The sequence below is a fragment of the Leucobacter triazinivorans genome (genome assembly GCF_004208635.1).
Taxonomy (GTDB): Bacteria; Actinomycetota; Actinomycetes; order Actinomycetales; family Microbacteriaceae; genus Leucobacter; species Leucobacter triazinivorans.
The window spans coordinates 1,148,937-1,163,261 of the sequence record NZ_CP035806.1 but is presented as its reverse complement, the minus strand read 5'-3'; the positions used below and the strand labels follow the sequence as shown (position 1 = coordinate 1,163,261).

The window sequence follows — 14,325 nt, the reverse complement described above, 5'->3', positions numbered from 1 at the left end:
CTACTGCGGGTCCTGCAGGTACTGCATCATGCGGTCGATCGATCCCGACGGGTCGTTCTCGATCTGCTGCATGATTTCGGGCGCGCCGCCCATCGCGATCATCGGGATGATCAGCGCGATGATCACGGCCGCCGCTCCGGCGGCGAGCGGCACCCAGAACGCGATCTTGCGCGCGCGCATCCGCTGGATGGAGAAGATGAGCGTCACCGCGTACAGCAGCAGCATCGCGAGACCGCTCACCAGGCCGAGGGTGCCGACCCAGGGGGCGACCTCCGGGGACTCGATGCCGATCATGTTGGCGGTGAGCCGCAGCTGCGATTCGAGCGAGAAGAATGACGCCGCCGAGTTCAGCGCGCCGAACGCGCCGATGACGAGCAGGATGATCGTGATCACCCGGTCGGCCAGGCGCGGCTTCGGAGCACCGGGCTGCGGGGCGGGTGCGGGCGCGGGCGCGGGCTGAGGTTCGGCGGCGCGATAGGGGGCGGGTTCGCCCGCGCCCCGCTGCGCGGCGGCCGGGACCGACGCGGGGGTGGAGTTCGGAGCCGCGGCGCTGCCACCGGCGCCGAGGTTGTGCGGGACACCGGCGATGGGGGACGATCCCGGCGACGGCGACCCGGTGGCGGCAGCTGCCGAGACGCCCGCGGGCGCGTCTGAGGCCGGATCGGCCGGGGGCTTCCACTCCCAGCCCTCGGGGGCCAGCTCGCCGTATGCGGGCGCCGGGCGGGCCGGGGGCTGCTGCCCGGGCTGCCCGGGCTGCTCGGGCTGCTGTTCGGGCTCCGGTCGCTCGGACATCAGGCGCTCACCGACTGTCCTGCCGAACCGAGCTGCTCGGCGGCGAGTGCGACGCGCGCGGCCATGCCGTTCTCGGCGATCTTGCCCCACGCGCGCGGGTCGTACTGCTTCTTGTTGCCCACTTCGCCGTCGATCTTCAGCACGCCGTCGTAGTTCGTGAAGAGGAAGTCGGCGACTCCGCGGGTGTAGGCGTACTGGGTGTCGGTGTCGATGTTCATCTTGATGACCCCGTTGCGCACGGCCTCGGCGATCTCCTCGGGCGTGGATCCCGAACCGCCGTGGAACACGAGGTCGAGCGGCTTCGCTCCGGTTCCGTACTTGGCCTGCAGCCCGGCCTGGATCTCGGCGAGCAGCTCGGGGCGCAGCTTCACGTTGCCCGGCTTGTAGACGCCGTGCACGTTGCCGAAGGTGAGTGCGGTGAGGTAGCGGCCCTGCTCGCCGAGGCCCAGCGCCTCGACGGTGGCCTCCGCGTCTTCGAGGGTGGTGTAGAGCTGGTCGTTGATCTCGTGGCTGACGCCGTCCTCTTCGCCGCCGACCACGCCGATCTCCACCTCGAGGATCACGCCGATCGCCGCGAGACGCGGGAGCAGCTGCTTCGCGATGTCGAGATTCTCGTCGAGCGGCACGGCCGACCCGTCCCACATGTGGGACTGGAAGTAGGGCAGGCCGCCCTGCGCGACCCGCTCCTCGCTCGCCGCGAGCAGCGGGAGCACGAAGCTCTCGAGCGCGTCCTTCGGGCAGTGGTCGGTGTGCAGCGCGACGGTCACGTCGTACGACTGGGCCACCTCTTCCGCGTACTTCGCGAATGCGATGGCACCGCGGGCGCGATTCTTGACCGTGTGCCCCGAGAAGTAGTCGGCACCGCCCGTGCTCACCTGGATGATGCCGTCGGATCCCGCCTCGGCGAAGCCCTGGATCGCAGCGTTGATGGTCTGCGAGCTCGAGACGTTGACCGCCGGGAAGGCGAAGCCCCCGGTCTTGGCGGCGTCGAGCATGGCTGCGTACTGTTCCGGGGTGGCGACGGGCATGGCTTGCGGATCTCCTTGCGTCTGAAACGGGTCGGCGTCGGCCGCTGTCCCACTCCAGTCTAGGGGTAGGCTTGGGGATATGACGGAACCTGTTTCGCTTGGTGAATGGCAGCCGGATCGCAACCTGGCGATGGAGTTGGTACGCGCGACCGAGGCCGCCGCGATGCGCGCGACGCCCTGGATCGGCCGCGGCGATAAGAATGCGGCCGATGGCGCGGCGGTCGACGCCATGCGCCGCTTCCTCGCCACGGTCAACATGAACGGCACGGTGGTGATCGGCGAGGGCGAGAAGGACGACGCGCCCTGGCTGTACAACGGCGAGGTGGTCGGCAACGGGCACGGCGCCGATTGCGATGTGGCGGTCGATCCGATCGACGGCACGCGCCTCACCGCGGAGGGCCGTCCGGGTGCGCTCTCGGTGATCGCCGTCGCCGACCGCGGCAGCATGTACGATCCTTCGGCGGTGTTCTACATGGACAAGCTCGTCTGCGGCCCCGACGGCGTGGGCGTGGTCGACATCCGCAAGCCCATCGGCGCGAACATCCGCGACCTCGCCAAGGCCAAGAAGGTGGATGTGTCTGACATTCGCGTCGCGGTGCTGGATCGGCCGCGGCACGAGCAGCTCATCGCCGAGATCCGCGAGGCCGGTGCGGGCACGCGCCTGCTCATGGACGGCGATGTCGCCGGAGGCGTGAACGCCGCCCGGTGGGACTCGCGCATCGATCTGTGCGTCGGTATCGGCGGCACGCCGGAGGGCATCATCACCGCCTGCGCTGTGAAGGCGCTCGGCGGCGTGATCCAGGGACGCCTGTGGCCGAAGGACGATGAGGAGCGGCAGCGTGCGATCGACGCCGGTCATGATCTCGACCGGGTGCTCGAGGCCGACGATCTGGTGGCCAGCGACAACTGCTACTTCGTCGCGACGGGGATCACCTCCGCCGACTTCGTCGAGGGCGTGCAGCGCCGCGGACCCTTCGTCCGTGCCGAGAGTATCGTGATGCGCTCGCACTCGGGCACCATCCGGCACGTCATCAGCGATATGGACCCGAACCGCTGGATCTGATCCGGTGCCCCGCCGTGGGGCGCCAGGGTGCCGCCGCGGCGGGGGTATCGGTGCGGCCGGGGCATCTCTCCTCGCCGTGCCCAGGAGCGGGTGCGTGCGGCGCTGACCCCGGGAGCGGGTGCGTCTGGCCCTGACCGCGGGAGCGGGTACGTCTGGCCCTGACCGCGGGAGCCGGTGCGTCGGATGCTGACTCCGGATGCCCGCGGCCAGGGAACCCGGGAAGCCTCTCGGCACGCAAAGTGGTGGCGGATGCGGGATCCGCGCGGATCCGGGTCCGGGACCAGGCGGGAGCCGCGCGGGTCCGGCCGCGCGGGAGTCTGCGACGCGCCTACTCGTCTCCTGAGATGCGCGGGTCAGCGGCGACAGGCCCGGTCTCCGGAATGGACTCCTCGTCGAGTTCGCCGAGCACCTCGTCGAACACGCTCGAGCCTTCAACGGCCTCGAGTGTTTCGACCGAGCGGAGCCGCCGCTCGACCGCACGCGTGCGCACCCCGGCCTGCTGGACCGTGTTCTGCGCCGTCTGCAGTTGCTTCTCCAACTTCTCCCAGACCTGGCCGTATTTCTGGAATTCCGCCTTCGCGGCGCTCAGCACCTGCCACACCTCCGAACTGCGCTTCTCGATCGCGAGCGTGCGGAAGCCCATCTGCAGACTGTTCAACAGGGACATCAGGGTGGTCGGGCCGGTGATGAGCACTCGCAGTTCGTTCTGCAGACGGCTCATGAGGCCGGGGCGACGGATCACCTCGGCGAAGAGCCCTTCTGTGGGGAGGTACATGATCGCGAAGTCCGTGCTCTGGGGCGGTGCGATGTATTTGTCGGAGATGAGCTTCGCTTGGGCGAGGATGACCCGCTCGAGGTGCTTCACGGCCGCCTCGACGGCGTCCTTCTCGCCGCTCTCCTGCGCCTCGAGCAGTCGTTCGTAGTCCTCCTGCGGGAACTTGGAGTCGACCGGCAGGTACACGGGCGCCTCGTCTTCGCCGCGCCCGGGGAGCTTCACCGCGAACTCGACGCTGTCGCGCGATCCCGTTCGGATCGTGACGTTCTCCTCGTACTGATCCTTCGTGAGAATGTCCTCGAGCTGACGGGACAACTGCACCTCGCCCCAGCTGCCGCGATTCTTCACATTGGTGAGCACGCGCTTGAGCCCGCCGACATCGGAGGCGAGCGTCTGCATTTCTCCGAGCCCCTTCTGCACCTGCTCGAGACGGTCGCTGACAAGCTTGAACGACTCGCCCAGACGCCGTTCAAGCGTGCCCTGCAGCTTCTCGTCGACGGTCTCGCGCATCTTCTCGAGCTTGGCCTCGTTGCCCTGACGCAGTTTCTCGAGTTCGTCTCTCAGAGTCTGCTGCAGCTCCGACTGCTTGGCCGTGCTCGTCTCGGTCAGCGTCTGGATCCGGTGCGCATTCTCGTCGAGCGAGGTCTTGAGCGTCGCCTGCAGCTTCTCGCCGACGGTCACGCGCACCTGCTCCAGTTTGGCATCGTTCGCCTCGCGCATCTCGTCGAAGCGGGCCTCGACCGCGGTCTTCAAGTCGGTCTGGGACTGGAGCGATGATTGCGCGCTCGCGTGCAGGCGCTCGGCCAGTTGGGACAGTGAGCGCTCGAGCAGCTCGCGCTGCTCGTTCTGGGCTGCGATCCTCGCCTCTCGCTCCCGGGAGAGCTCGGCGGCCTGCGCCGATGCCACGGATTGGATCCGCCCGTCCAACTGCTGCTGGCCTACTGCGAGCAGCTGAGCCAGCTCGCTCCGCTGCCCCGAGAGATCCTGCCGCAACTCACCGCTGACCTGTCTCAGCTGGGCATCCGCCGATCCGGCGGGGCGTTGCCTCGCGCGCATGAGTACGACGATCAGCACGGCGACGAGCAGCACAAGGTTGGCTGCGAGCAGAATGGTGGCCAAGGCAGTCATGATCCTCGAATTCTCTGGGGAGGCGGGTGCGCTTCACGCTAGCGAGAACCACTGACAATCGTGATGCGCCGGCGCGCCGCGCGTCACAGCTTGAGCGGGATCGCCTTGAGCTGCTGGATGCGCAGACCGGTCTTCTTCGCGAGCTGCGCGAGGTCGTCGACCTCGTGCCGCCGTGCGGCGTCGGAGATGATCGCGGCGCAGGCCTCGGCATCGGCGAGTGCGTCGTGGTGGGCGAAATCGCCGTACCCCGCGGCCTCGGCCGCCAGGGGGAGCCGGTGCGACGGGATCTCGTACGTCTTGCGCGAGACCTGCACGCTGCAGAGGTACCTGAGCCGCGGCGTCGGGGTGATGGTCTCGGCGCAGGCCGCCCGGATCACGCCCATGTCGAAGCTCGCGTTGTGCGCCACGGCGACGTCGGCGTCGATGAACCCCCGCAGTTCGTCGAGCTGCTCCTCCCACGCGCGGGCCGAGGCGACCATGTCGGCGGTGATTCCGTGGATCTTGACGTTGAACGGGAGGAACTGCGCGTGGCCGGCCGGCGGCCGGATGAGCCACTCGGCGCGATCCACCACCTTGCCGGCCCGCACCCGCACCAGACCGACCGCGCAGGCGGACGACGGGTGGCTGTTGGCGGTCTCGAAGTCTATGGCGGTGAAGTCGACGGGCACGGATCCAGACTGGCACACACCGCTGACAAGCGTCCCCGGGGCGCCGGAGCTCCAGAGCTCCGGCGCCCCGGCGCGTCCTCCGACAGGGCTCGGGCGGCGCCGGCCGCGCTCGGGCAGTGCCGGCTGCGCTCAGGAAGCGCCGCCCGAGCTCAGGAAGCGCCGGTCGCGCTCAGGAAGCGCCGGTCGCGCTCACCGCCGTGACCGCTGCGCGGCGCGCGGGCGTTGTCTGCGGTGCCGGCGGCGCGGGGCGCGCATCGTCGCCGCGGCGATCGCGGGCGCCGATCCGCGCGGCCTGCGCGATCCAGCGCTCCAGCTGTTCGGGGGAGCGATGCTTCACGCCGAGCAGACGGTGCGTGCGAAACGGGCGGACCCCGCAGAACTTCAGCGTGTGCCGGCCCACCTGCGCCGCGGCGTGCGTGCCGATGACGGGGAGCGCGATCGCCGGAGTGTCGGCGAGCAGGAACAGGCGCCCGGATCGGCCGCGCAGCAGGCCCCGCGGAAGTCCGCGATCGGAGTAGACGTACTCCTGCCTCGGCAGCAGAGCGCGGTCGAAGAAGCCCTTGAGGAGTGCGGGCACCGACCCCCACCACATCGGGCTCACCACCACGATGCGCTTCGCGAGGTGCAGCGCCTCCCGGGCGTCCTGCAGATCGGGTTCGATCTCCATGCGCTTGCGATAGCCGAAGCGCATGTGCGGGTCGAAGGAGAGATCTCGCAGCGGCAGCAGGCGGGCGTTGCCGTGCCCCGCGGCGTAGCTGCGGGCGATGGCCGCGGAGAGCGATTCGGCGTCGGGGTGCGCGTCGATGACGAGGGTGGAGAACACGGGGATCCAATCTTGACAGCGTCAATCAATCTGGGCAGTGTCAAGTTACGGGACAATGTTGCTCATGTCAAGTTCACGCGAGGGGTATCATCACGGCAGTCTCGCCCGCGCGCTCGAAGACGCCGCGATGCACCTGCTCGAGGCGCGCCCCGCCCACGAGATCAGCCTGCGCGAGGTGGCCCGCGCGGCGAACGTGAGCCACAACGCTCCCTATCACCACTTCACCGACCGACTCGGACTGCTGCGCACGCTCGCCGAGCGCAGCATGGGCGATCTGCTCGTGGCCGTGCGCGAGGCCGTCGACGCCGCCCCGACACCGTCGGCCGCCCTGCTGGCGGGGGGCGGGGCCTACATCGCCTTCGCGGTCGACCGCCCGCACGCCTTCGAAGCCGTCTACGACCCCACCGTCTGCGTCCCGGGGGCTCCGACCGAGACGATGGCGCCGCTCATCGAGGCGCTCGAGCGCGTGCTCTTCGGCGCGGCCGCCGGGGCCGGACTCGATTCCGAGCAGGAGGCGCTCGCCGTCTGGGGGCTCATGCACGGCCTCGGCATGCTGAGCGCCGCAGGGCACATGGCCCGTGAGCAGGCGCAGCACTCGTACGCCGCCGCGCTCGATCGCATGCTGAAGTGAGCGCTCGCGGCGTCGCCCTCCGCGGCGTCGCCCTGCGCGGCGTCGCCCCGCGCTCGGGATCCCGCACTCGGCGCGCGCAGGGAGGGGCGCGGTACGGTGGAGACGTTCATCGCACGAATCAGCCGCAGCGCGAAAGGCCGGTGCCCCATGTCCGTCGTGAAGATCAACGCCATCACCGTTCCCGAGGGGAAGGGGACCGAGCTCGAGGCCAGATTCGCCGCTCGCAAGCACGCGGTCGACCGGTCGCCGGGGTTCGAGGGCTTCCAGCTGCTGCGCCCGGTGCAGGGCGAGGATCGCTACTTCGTCGTCACCCAGTGGGAGTCCGAGGCGCACTTCGCGGCCTGGCGGGACTCCCGCGAGAACGCGCACGCGCACGGCGAGGGGCAGGGCGGCGACCGGCCGAAGCCCGTCGCGACGGGCGCCGAGCTGCTCGAGTTCGAGGTCGTGGATCTCGACGACGCGAGCTGAGCGGGCGCTCCTGCTCCGGCGCGCCATTGAGCTCGTCGAGATCCCGTATTCTGTCGCGCGCTCAGCGGTTCGGCGACGAGAATCGGGATCTCGCCGCCTTCCTGAGCGAGAGGGGCGAGGGGCGAGTGACGAGGAGTCGCTGGTAGGAAGTTCCCGGTTCGAGGACATTTTTCGCGAGAACGTCCTCCTGGGCCGCGATCCACCGCCTGAGCGGTGCGATCGGAGGCCGCGCGCCTCGAGGCGGTCCGCTCGGCTCCCATCCCGCTGCACCCGGCCGGTCGCGTAGACTGGATCCTCGTGGCTCTGACTATCGGCATCGTAGGACTCCCCAACGTGGGCAAGTCCACCCTCTTCAACGCACTCACCCAGAACGACGCGCTCGCGGCGAACTACCCGTTCGCGACGATCGAGCCGAACATCGGCGTGGTCAACCTCCCCGATCCCCGTCTCGACACGCTCGCCGAGATCTTCGGCAGCGAGCGGATCCTGCCGGCGCCGGTCAGCTTCGTCGACATCGCCGGCATCGTGCGCGGCGCGAGCGAGGGCGAGGGGCTCGGCAACCAGTTCCTGGCGAACATCCGCGAGGCGGACGCGATCGCGCAGGTGGTGCGCGGCTTCGAGGATCCCGATGTCGTGCACGTGGACGGCGCCGTGAACCCGGCGGGCGACATGGAGACGATCAACACCGAGCTGATCATCGCCGACATGCAGACGCTCGACAAGGCGCTCGTGCGCTTCGAGAAGGAGCTGAAGAACCGCAAGATCGACGCGTCGGTCGTCGAGACCGCGAAGGCCGCGCGGGCGGCGCTCGACGAGGGGAAGGTGCTCTCGCACGCCGGCATCGATCTCGAGCCGATCAAGGAGCTGGGCCTCCTCACCGCGAAGCCGTTCCTCTACGTCTTCAATGTCGACGAGTCCGTGCTGCAGGATCGGGCGAAGCTCGACGAGCTGTCCGCACTCGTCGCGCCCGCGAAGGCGATCTTCCTCGACGCGAAGATCGAGAGCGAGCTCGTCGAGCTCGACGCCGCCGACGCGAAGGAGTTGCTGGCCTCGATCGGTCAGGAGGAGAGCGGCCTCGATCAGCTGGCCCGCGTCGGCTTCGACACGCTGGGTCTGCAGACCTACCTCACCGCCGGGCCGAAGGAGGCCCGCGCCTGGACCGTCAAGAAGGGGGCGACCGCGCCGCAGGCGGCCGGGGTCATCCACGGCGACTTCGAGAAGGGCTTCATCAAGGGCGAGATCATCTCGTTCGAGGATCTCGTCGAGGCGGGATCGGTGGCCGAAGCACGCGCCAAGGGCAAGGCCCGCATGGAGGGCAAGGACTACGTGATGCAGGACGGGGACGTCTGCGAGTGGCGCTTCAACGTCTAGGCCGGTGATGCTCGCAGACCGGACCGGCAGAGGCCTTCCACCGATGCTCCGGGGCGCACCGCCGCTCACCGCCGGTGCCGGAGGCGACCGGGTTGCGGAGGGTGCACCGAAGTGCTGAGCTGGTCTCGAACGCGTCGGCCGGCTGCTGGAGGGGATCGCGATGACGCCCAAGAAGGAAGAGATCGTCGATGGCCTGACGATCAAGTATCACGCGAACGGGCGCACACGGTGGTCGAAGGGGAGGATGGAGAACGGTCAGGCAGTCGGATACTGGGAGTGGTATCGAATCGACGGCACGATCAAGCGCTCGGGGCACTTCATCGCCGGTGAGCCGGTGGGCGAGTGGATCACCTACGACCAGGACGGAAATCCCTACAAGGTGAGCGACAGGGGCGGTGCTCGCTGACTCGCTGGCTCGTTCGCTCGCTGACTCGCTCACCTGCTGTCATGCCCGCTCGCCGCTCGCCGCTCGCCGCTCGCCGCTCGCCGCTCGCCGCTCGCCGCTCGCAGCCCGCCGCTCGCAGCTCGCCTGCGGTGCGAGCGCTCCACGGATCGCCGGTACGGCTCCGTTGCGCGTCGGCCGAGCGCGTCGCATACTGAAGGGGTTCGCTCGACGTCGAAGGAGACGCGCATGGCCCAGTCGCTCGCCACCTATATCGCCCTGCCGGGCACCACCGCCGAGGCCATGGAGCACTGGCACGAGGTGTTCGGGGGCGAGCTCGAGATCCTGCGCTACCGCGATGCGCCGATGGAGGGCATGCCGTTCGAGCCCGATCCGGAGGCTGTGGCTCACGCGACCCTCACGCTGCCCGCGGGCGTCATCGCGGGCGGTGACGCGATGGACGACGGCACCGACTATCCGGTGCGGGGCTCTGCCTACTCGTTGCTCTACACGACCGACACCCAGGAGGAGGCGCGCGAGCTGTTCCAGAAGCTGCTCGATGGCGGCGGCTCCGTGGGCATGCCGCTCGAGGTGGCGCCCTGGGGCGATCTCTACGGTCAGGTCTTCGATCGATTCGGGGTGATGTGGGCGTTCTCGTGCGAGGCGGCCCGGTAGCGGCAGCCCTGACCGCACGGCGCGGTGTTCGAGCTCGACCTCGTCCTCGGCGGGCGCGTCACCGCGAGGCGTTCGCGCGGCCCGGGCCCGTCGCGCGGCCCGCGCCTGTCTCGCCGTGCGCGGCACGAGGTAGATTGAGGGTGTGACCGACCCGCTCTCCCACCCCCTGCACTCCACCCTCGTCGACGGCTCGGAGTCTGAGATCGAACCGGCCGGTCGGGACGGGCGGCCCGGTCCGCAGCGCCGCGTCGTCTTCCTCCACGGGCTCTTCGGGCGCGGCAAGAACTTCACGCGGATCGCTGCCGGGCTGCTGCCCGAGGCGCAGAGCCTGCTGATCGATCTGCCCAATCACGGCGGCTCGGGCTGGACCGCGCACATCGACTATCCGGAGATGGCCGACCTGGTGGCGGCGCACCTGCGGGCGGGGTTCGCGAGCGGTGGGCCGGTCGACGTGGTGGGACACTCGATGGGCGGCAAGGTGGCGATGGTGCTCGCGCTGCGCCATCCGGATCTCGTGCGCCGACTCGTCGTCATCGACATCTCGCCCGTGGCCTCGGAGGCGTCGCGCGGCGAGTTCCTGCACCTGCTCGACGCGCTCGCGGGGCTGGACCTCGCGACGCTCGAGCGGCGCGTCGACGCGCACGACCGGCTGCGGGCCGCGATCCCGAACGACACCGTGCGCGGCTTTCTGCTGCAGAACCTGCGCCGCGTCGAGCACGGGGATCCGGCGGACGCGCATGACGCGGGCGACGCGCACGACGCCGGCGGTGCGCCGGGCGCGGACTACGCGTGGGAGCCGAACCTGCGCCTGCTCCACGATGAGATCTCGGCGGTGATGGGATTCCCCGACGTCACGGGCAGCGTGTTCGAGGGGCCGGTGCTCTGGATGCGCGGCGACCGCTCCGACTACGTCTCCGACGACGACGCCCCCGCGATGCGGGAGCTCTTCCCCCGGACGCGTCGCGTGACGGTGCGCGGCAGCGGGCACTGGGTGCACTCGGAGAAACCCGACGAGGTGATCGCCGCGCTGCGCGCGTTCCTGATCGGCCCGGGAGGGGCGTAGCACCGCCCGCTCGGGGCCGGGGCCGGAGCAGGGGCCGAAGGATCGGAGCCGGGGGATCGGAACCGGGACCGGGACTGGGGCCAAAGGATCGGAGCGGTCGAGCACGCCGCACGAGGGCCGGTCGGCGCGACGAAAGCTGAATGCCCTCGCGCCGGATCCGGGTGATGATGGAGGAACCGACCGGAGGAGGGGAACCATGGCCACGCGCGAGACGCAGGAGGAGATCTGGAACGCGCGGCTCCGCGAACAGGTCGACTGGCACTGGGTGCACCAGGTGCGGGGACGGCTGGAGGGGCTGAGCGACGAGGAATATCTCTGGGAGCCGGTGCCGGGGTGCTGGAGCCTGCGCCCGCGCGGTGAGAGCACGGCGCCCGTGCAGGGCGGAACCGGCGCCATGACGATCGAGTTCGAGATCCCCGAGCCGCGCCCCGCGCCGTTCACCACGATCGCCTGGCGCCTTGGCCACGTGATCGTCGGCGTGCTGGCGATGCGCAACGCCTCGCACTTCGGCCGCGAGCCGGTCGATTACGTCACGTTCGAGTACGCCGAGACCGCGGCGGGAGCGCTGGCGCAGCTCGACGACGAGCTCGCCCGCTGGCTCGCGGGTGTCGCGTCGCTGGGCGAGGCCGGGCTCGAGCGCCCGTGCGGCGAGGCCGAGGGGCCCTACGCCGACTGGTCGATGGCGGCGCTCGTGCTGCACATCAACCGCGAGCTGATCCACCACCTCTCCGAGATCTGCCTGCTGCGCGACCTGTTCGCGCATGCCGATCGCCCCGTGATATCGCGCGATCGCCCGTGACGCATGCGCGCTGCCCTGCTAGCGTCTGGATCGGAGGGATCCGCGCCGCGTCGGTGAGGATCGAGAGCAGAAGGAGGCCCGTCGTGACCGAATCGGTGCAGGGACCCAAGTCGTACTTCCCCTCGATCGAGGCGAAGTACGGCAGATCCATCGACGAGTGGATCGTGCAGCTGCGCCCGCTCGCCGGGAAGAAGCACATGGAGCAGGTCGCCTACCTGAAGGAGCAGGGGATGGGGCACGGGCACGCGAACGCTCTCGTGCACGTGTTCCGTGCCGAGCACGACGGGGCCTGAACGTCTCGGATCGGCGAGTCCCGGATCGGGATCGGAATCAGGCGCGGGCCTCGCCCCGTCCCGCCACATCATCGCGGAGCACGGCCGGCCAGGCAGAGACCTCCGCCGGAGTCCCGGCCACGGACAGCGCCGCGCGGGGCAGCAGCGCCGCGAGCGCTTCGGCCGTAGAGACCGGGTGTGACGGGTCGTCGACCCAGGCGAGCACCGTGACGGGCACATCGATCCGGGAGAGCCGATCCGGCGCCGGCAGGTCGCTGAGGGCCGCACCTCGGAAGAGCGCCGGCAGGGTGCGCTCGGCGACCTCCGGTCGGGTCTCCGGGGTCCCGACGGTCGCGGGCGGTCGGGCACCGCCGCGCGTCGCGTCGATGAAGGCCTCGAGGCCGTGGGCCTCGACGAAGGCGGCCGACCGACGGTACTCCTCGGCCTTCGGGATCCGGGTCTCCCACGCGGTGGGCGGCAGCAGCAGCGTGAACCCGCTGAAGCGATCCGGATCCCGCACTGCGGCGTGCAGCAGCGTGCCGCAGCCCATGGAGGGCCCGACACCGTGCACCTGCTCGCCGGGGAACCAGTGGTCGAGCAGCCGCAGCAGATCGTCGGCCAGGTTCGGCCACGCGTACTCCTCCGGACGCGTGCCGCCCGAGGAGTGCCCGTGACCGCGCGCGTCGTAGCGCAACAGGCGCGTGCCGCTGAGCCCGCGCCCGAGGTCGAGATCGAGCACCCGATCGCGATAGCGGCTCGACGTGAGGCCGTGCAGCTGCACGACCGGGTGGCCGCCCTCGTCGCTGAACTCCGCTTCGAGTTCGGCGCCGGGCACCGCGAAGGTGGACATCGGGGCTCCTCTGCGCTCGGGACGGTCTCGGGGGATAGGGTACCGCTATGCGGTTGACCAATGTGGCTCATCTGCGGCTGCCCTTCGGGCGGCTGCTCGGATACGACGTGACCCTGTCGCGCCCGGGTCGCGAGCTGCCGGTCTCGTTCGACCAGCGTCGACACGTCGGCGGGGGCGACCGGCCGGGATCCTGGATGGCGCTCTCGTTCCGCTTGCGCGAGCCGGTCGCGAGGGAGCATCTCGCGGCCGCCTGGATGCGGGTGGTCTCGCGCCACGGCACCCTCCGCTCGGTGTTCGTGCCCGGGCCCGACGGAGAGCCGCAGCTGCACGAGGTCGAGGTGCGTCCGGGAGCGTGGGTCGAACACACGATCGCCCCGGGGCAAGCGGTGAACGACGCGATCCGCGAGGTGCTCGACCGCCACTGCGCGCCGTTCGATCGTCCGTCGCACCGCATGTGCGTGCTCGAGACGGCCGCGGGGCCCACGGTGGTGATCGGCGCCGACCACTCCCACGTCGACATGTGGTCCATGCTCGTGATCGCGCGCGATTTCCTCGCCGCGCTCGAGACGGCGGATTCGCCCGAGGCGCCCGCGCCGCTCCCCGCGCCGCCGGCCTTCGCCGAGCACACCCGCGCCCTGCAGGCGTTCCCCGACGCGCCCGCCGAGATCCACCGCCGCTGGGCCGAGGTGCTCGAGGCGAGCGGCGGGGCGATGCCGGCCTTCCCGCTGCCGCTCGGGCCCGGAGGGCCGCAGCCCGAGCGCGTCGAGGTGCGCGACGTGCTCGACGTCGATCGCAGCGCCGCCTTCGCCGCCCGGGCCCAGGAGTGCGGGGTGTCCACCCTGTCGCTCGCGGTCTCAGCGATGACCGCGGTGACCCGCGAGCTGGCCGACGCACCTCTGCGCGCGGTGTTCCCGGTGCACAGCCGCTACGACAGCACCTGGCACGACTCGGTGGGCTGGTTCATCACGAACTCGGTGATCGAGGTGCCGGATCCGGATCCCGCGGTCTGCGCCGCCGCCATCAGAGAAGCGGTGCAGCTGGGCTCGTGGCCGCTGGAGCGGATCCTGCGCCCCTGGGGCGGCATGCCCGAGGGGCCCGGCATGTTCGCGATCTCTTGGCTGGATCTGCGCCGGCTGCCGGTGCGCATCGACGCGGTGGGGCTGGAGGCGCAGTACGTCGGCGCGACAATCCGCACCGACGGCGTGATGCTCTGGTTCATCCTCGACGAATCGGGCCTGCATCTGCGCTGCCGCTATCCCGACACGCTCGAGGCGCGCCGCCACGTCGGGGCATGGCTCGATCTGCTCGTCGCCCGGCTGCAGGCCGCGGCGGGGCGATGATCCTCGTGACGCGATTCGCAAAGTCTCAGCGCGTTCGTCGGGAGCGCGGTTAGGCTGGAGCGCATGAGCACTGCGGCACTCGATGCGTTCGATTCGGGCTCGACGGGGAGGGGCCCGCGCGGCGGCCACGGGGGCGGTGGCGTCGACGACGACGAGATCACCATCTCGGCCAGCGCGCTCCGTTCGCTCGGCGACCG

The 14,325-nt window shown here is 70.4% G+C and carries 16 protein-coding genes; 10 read left to right on the top strand and 6 right to left on the bottom strand.

Annotated features, from left to right (window positions below; genetic code table 11):
* Both EVS81_RS05345 and fbaA read right to left on the bottom strand, forming a co-directional pair.
* Window positions 1-792, bottom strand: coding sequence for a DUF6264 family protein (locus EVS81_RS05345; RefSeq protein ID WP_130109471.1), 792 nt, complete (start codon window positions 790-792; stop codon window positions 1-3).
* Window positions 792-1,820, bottom strand: coding sequence for a class II fructose-bisphosphate aldolase (fbaA, locus tag EVS81_RS05340; protein ID WP_130109470.1), 1,029 nt, complete (start codon window positions 1,818-1,820; stop codon window positions 792-794). Before fbaA ends, EVS81_RS05345 begins: the two co-directional genes overlap by 1 nt.
* 79 nt (window positions 1,821-1,899) lie before the next feature.
* Here fbaA and glpX point away from each other — a divergent pair, with 79 nt between their 5' ends.
* Complete coding sequence (glpX, locus tag EVS81_RS05335) at window positions 1,900-2,883, top strand: class II fructose-bisphosphatase (protein WP_130109469.1); 984 nt, start codon at window positions 1,900-1,902, stop codon at window positions 2,881-2,883.
* Between the two features lie 328 nt (window positions 2,884-3,211).
* On the opposite strand, the gene EVS81_RS05330 is transcribed toward glpX, so the two are convergent.
* The 3 genes from EVS81_RS05330 to EVS81_RS05320 form a co-directional block, all read right to left on the bottom strand.
* Window positions 3,212-4,786: a DNA recombination protein RmuC gene (locus EVS81_RS05330; RefSeq protein ID WP_130109468.1), complete on the bottom strand. Its 1,575-nt coding sequence runs from the start codon at window positions 4,784-4,786 to the stop codon at window positions 3,212-3,214.
* An 83-nt stretch (window positions 4,787-4,869) separates the two neighbouring features.
* Window positions 4,870-5,454: a 3'-5' exonuclease gene (locus EVS81_RS05325; protein ID WP_130109467.1), complete on the bottom strand. Its 585-nt coding sequence runs from the start codon at window positions 5,452-5,454 to the stop codon at window positions 4,870-4,872.
* A gap of 169 nt (window positions 5,455-5,623) precedes the next feature.
* Window positions 5,624-6,277, bottom strand: a complete 654-nt coding sequence (locus tag EVS81_RS05320) for an NAD(P)H-dependent oxidoreductase (protein WP_130109466.1) — start codon at window positions 6,275-6,277, stop codon at window positions 5,624-5,626.
* 64 nt (window positions 6,278-6,341) lie between these two features.
* Here EVS81_RS05320 and EVS81_RS05315 point away from each other — a divergent pair, with 64 nt between their 5' ends.
* The 8 genes from EVS81_RS05315 (at window position 6,342) to EVS81_RS05275 (ending at window position 11,959) form a co-directional block, all read left to right on the top strand.
* Window positions 6,342-6,908, top strand: coding sequence for a TetR/AcrR family transcriptional regulator (locus EVS81_RS05315; protein WP_130109465.1), 567 nt, complete (start codon window positions 6,342-6,344; stop codon window positions 6,906-6,908).
* 147 nt (window positions 6,909-7,055) lie between these two features.
* On the top strand, window positions 7,056-7,376 hold the full coding sequence (locus EVS81_RS05310) for an antibiotic biosynthesis monooxygenase family protein (protein WP_130109464.1): 321 nt from the start codon (window positions 7,056-7,058) through the stop codon (window positions 7,374-7,376).
* 297 nt (window positions 7,377-7,673) lie between these two features.
* Window positions 7,674-8,747 carry a redox-regulated ATPase YchF gene (gene ychF, locus EVS81_RS05305; protein WP_130109463.1) on the top strand — a complete coding sequence of 358 codons (1,074 nt, stop codon included), beginning with the start codon at window positions 7,674-7,676 and terminating at the stop codon, window positions 8,745-8,747.
* Between the two features lie 160 nt (window positions 8,748-8,907).
* Window positions 8,908-9,153, top strand: coding sequence for a toxin-antitoxin system YwqK family antitoxin (locus EVS81_RS05300; RefSeq protein WP_130109462.1), 246 nt, complete (start codon window positions 8,908-8,910; stop codon window positions 9,151-9,153).
* 225 nt (window positions 9,154-9,378) lie between these two features.
* Window positions 9,379-9,804: a VOC family protein gene (locus EVS81_RS05290; RefSeq protein ID WP_130109460.1), complete on the top strand. Its 426-nt coding sequence runs from the start codon at window positions 9,379-9,381 to the stop codon at window positions 9,802-9,804.
* 142 nt (window positions 9,805-9,946) lie between these two features.
* Window positions 9,947-10,867 carry an alpha/beta fold hydrolase gene (locus EVS81_RS05285; RefSeq protein WP_420813256.1) on the top strand — a complete coding sequence of 307 codons (921 nt, stop codon included), beginning with the start codon at window positions 9,947-9,949 and terminating at the stop codon, window positions 10,865-10,867.
* 196 nt (window positions 10,868-11,063) lie between these two features.
* Window positions 11,064-11,666: a DinB family protein gene (locus EVS81_RS05280; RefSeq protein WP_130109459.1), complete on the top strand. Its 603-nt coding sequence runs from the start codon at window positions 11,064-11,066 to the stop codon at window positions 11,664-11,666.
* A gap of 83 nt (window positions 11,667-11,749) precedes the next feature.
* Window positions 11,750-11,959: a DUF4287 domain-containing protein gene (locus EVS81_RS05275; protein WP_130109458.1), complete on the top strand. Its 210-nt coding sequence runs from the start codon at window positions 11,750-11,752 to the stop codon at window positions 11,957-11,959.
* A 37-nt stretch (window positions 11,960-11,996) separates the two neighbouring features.
* On the opposite strand, the gene EVS81_RS05270 is transcribed toward EVS81_RS05275, so the two are convergent.
* The gene (locus tag EVS81_RS05270; RefSeq protein WP_130109457.1) at window positions 11,997-12,788 is read right to left on the bottom strand and encodes an alpha/beta fold hydrolase; all 792 of its coding nucleotides are present in this window, start codon (window positions 12,786-12,788) and stop codon (window positions 11,997-11,999) included.
* A 47-nt stretch (window positions 12,789-12,835) separates the two neighbouring features.
* Here EVS81_RS05270 and EVS81_RS05265 point away from each other — a divergent pair, with 47 nt between their 5' ends.
* Entirely contained in the window at window positions 12,836-14,128 is a 1,293-nt protein-coding gene (locus EVS81_RS05265) for a condensation domain-containing protein (RefSeq protein WP_130109456.1), read from the top strand.
* The last annotated feature ends 197 nt before the right edge of the window (window positions 14,129-14,325 follow it).

What these genes read in the sequence shown, in the direction of transcription:
- EVS81_RS05290 (WP_130109460.1), top strand. Translation starts at nt 9,379, where the DNA reads ATGGCCCAGTCGCTCGCCACCTATATCGCCCTGCCGGGCACCACCGCC.
- EVS81_RS05265 (WP_130109456.1), top strand. Translation starts at nt 12,836, where the DNA reads ATGCGGTTGACCAATGTGGCTCATCTGCGGCTGCCCTTCGGGCGGCTG.
- EVS81_RS05310 (WP_130109464.1), top strand. Translation starts at nt 7,056, where the DNA reads ATGTCCGTCGTGAAGATCAACGCCATCACCGTTCCCGAGGGGAAGGGG.
- EVS81_RS05330 (WP_130109468.1), bottom strand. Translation starts at nt 4,786, where the DNA reads ATGACTGCCTTGGCCACCATTCTGCTCGCAGCCAACCTTGTGCTGCTC.
- EVS81_RS05345 (WP_130109471.1), bottom strand. Translation starts at nt 792, where the DNA reads ATGTCCGAGCGACCGGAGCCCGAACAGCAGCCCGAGCAGCCCGGGCAG.
- EVS81_RS05315 (WP_130109465.1), top strand. Translation starts at nt 6,342, where the DNA reads ATGTCAAGTTCACGCGAGGGGTATCATCACGGCAGTCTCGCCCGCGCG.
- EVS81_RS05270 (WP_130109457.1), bottom strand. Translation starts at nt 12,788, where the DNA reads ATGTCCACCTTCGCGGTGCCCGGCGCCGAACTCGAAGCGGAGTTCAGC.
- EVS81_RS05300 (WP_130109462.1), top strand. Translation starts at nt 8,908, where the DNA reads ATGACGCCCAAGAAGGAAGAGATCGTCGATGGCCTGACGATCAAGTAT.
- EVS81_RS05280 (WP_130109459.1), top strand. Translation starts at nt 11,064, where the DNA reads ATGGCCACGCGCGAGACGCAGGAGGAGATCTGGAACGCGCGGCTCCGC.
- glpX (WP_130109469.1), top strand. Translation starts at nt 1,900, where the DNA reads ATGACGGAACCTGTTTCGCTTGGTGAATGGCAGCCGGATCGCAACCTG.
- fbaA (WP_130109470.1), bottom strand. Translation starts at nt 1,820, where the DNA reads ATGCCCGTCGCCACCCCGGAACAGTACGCAGCCATGCTCGACGCCGCC.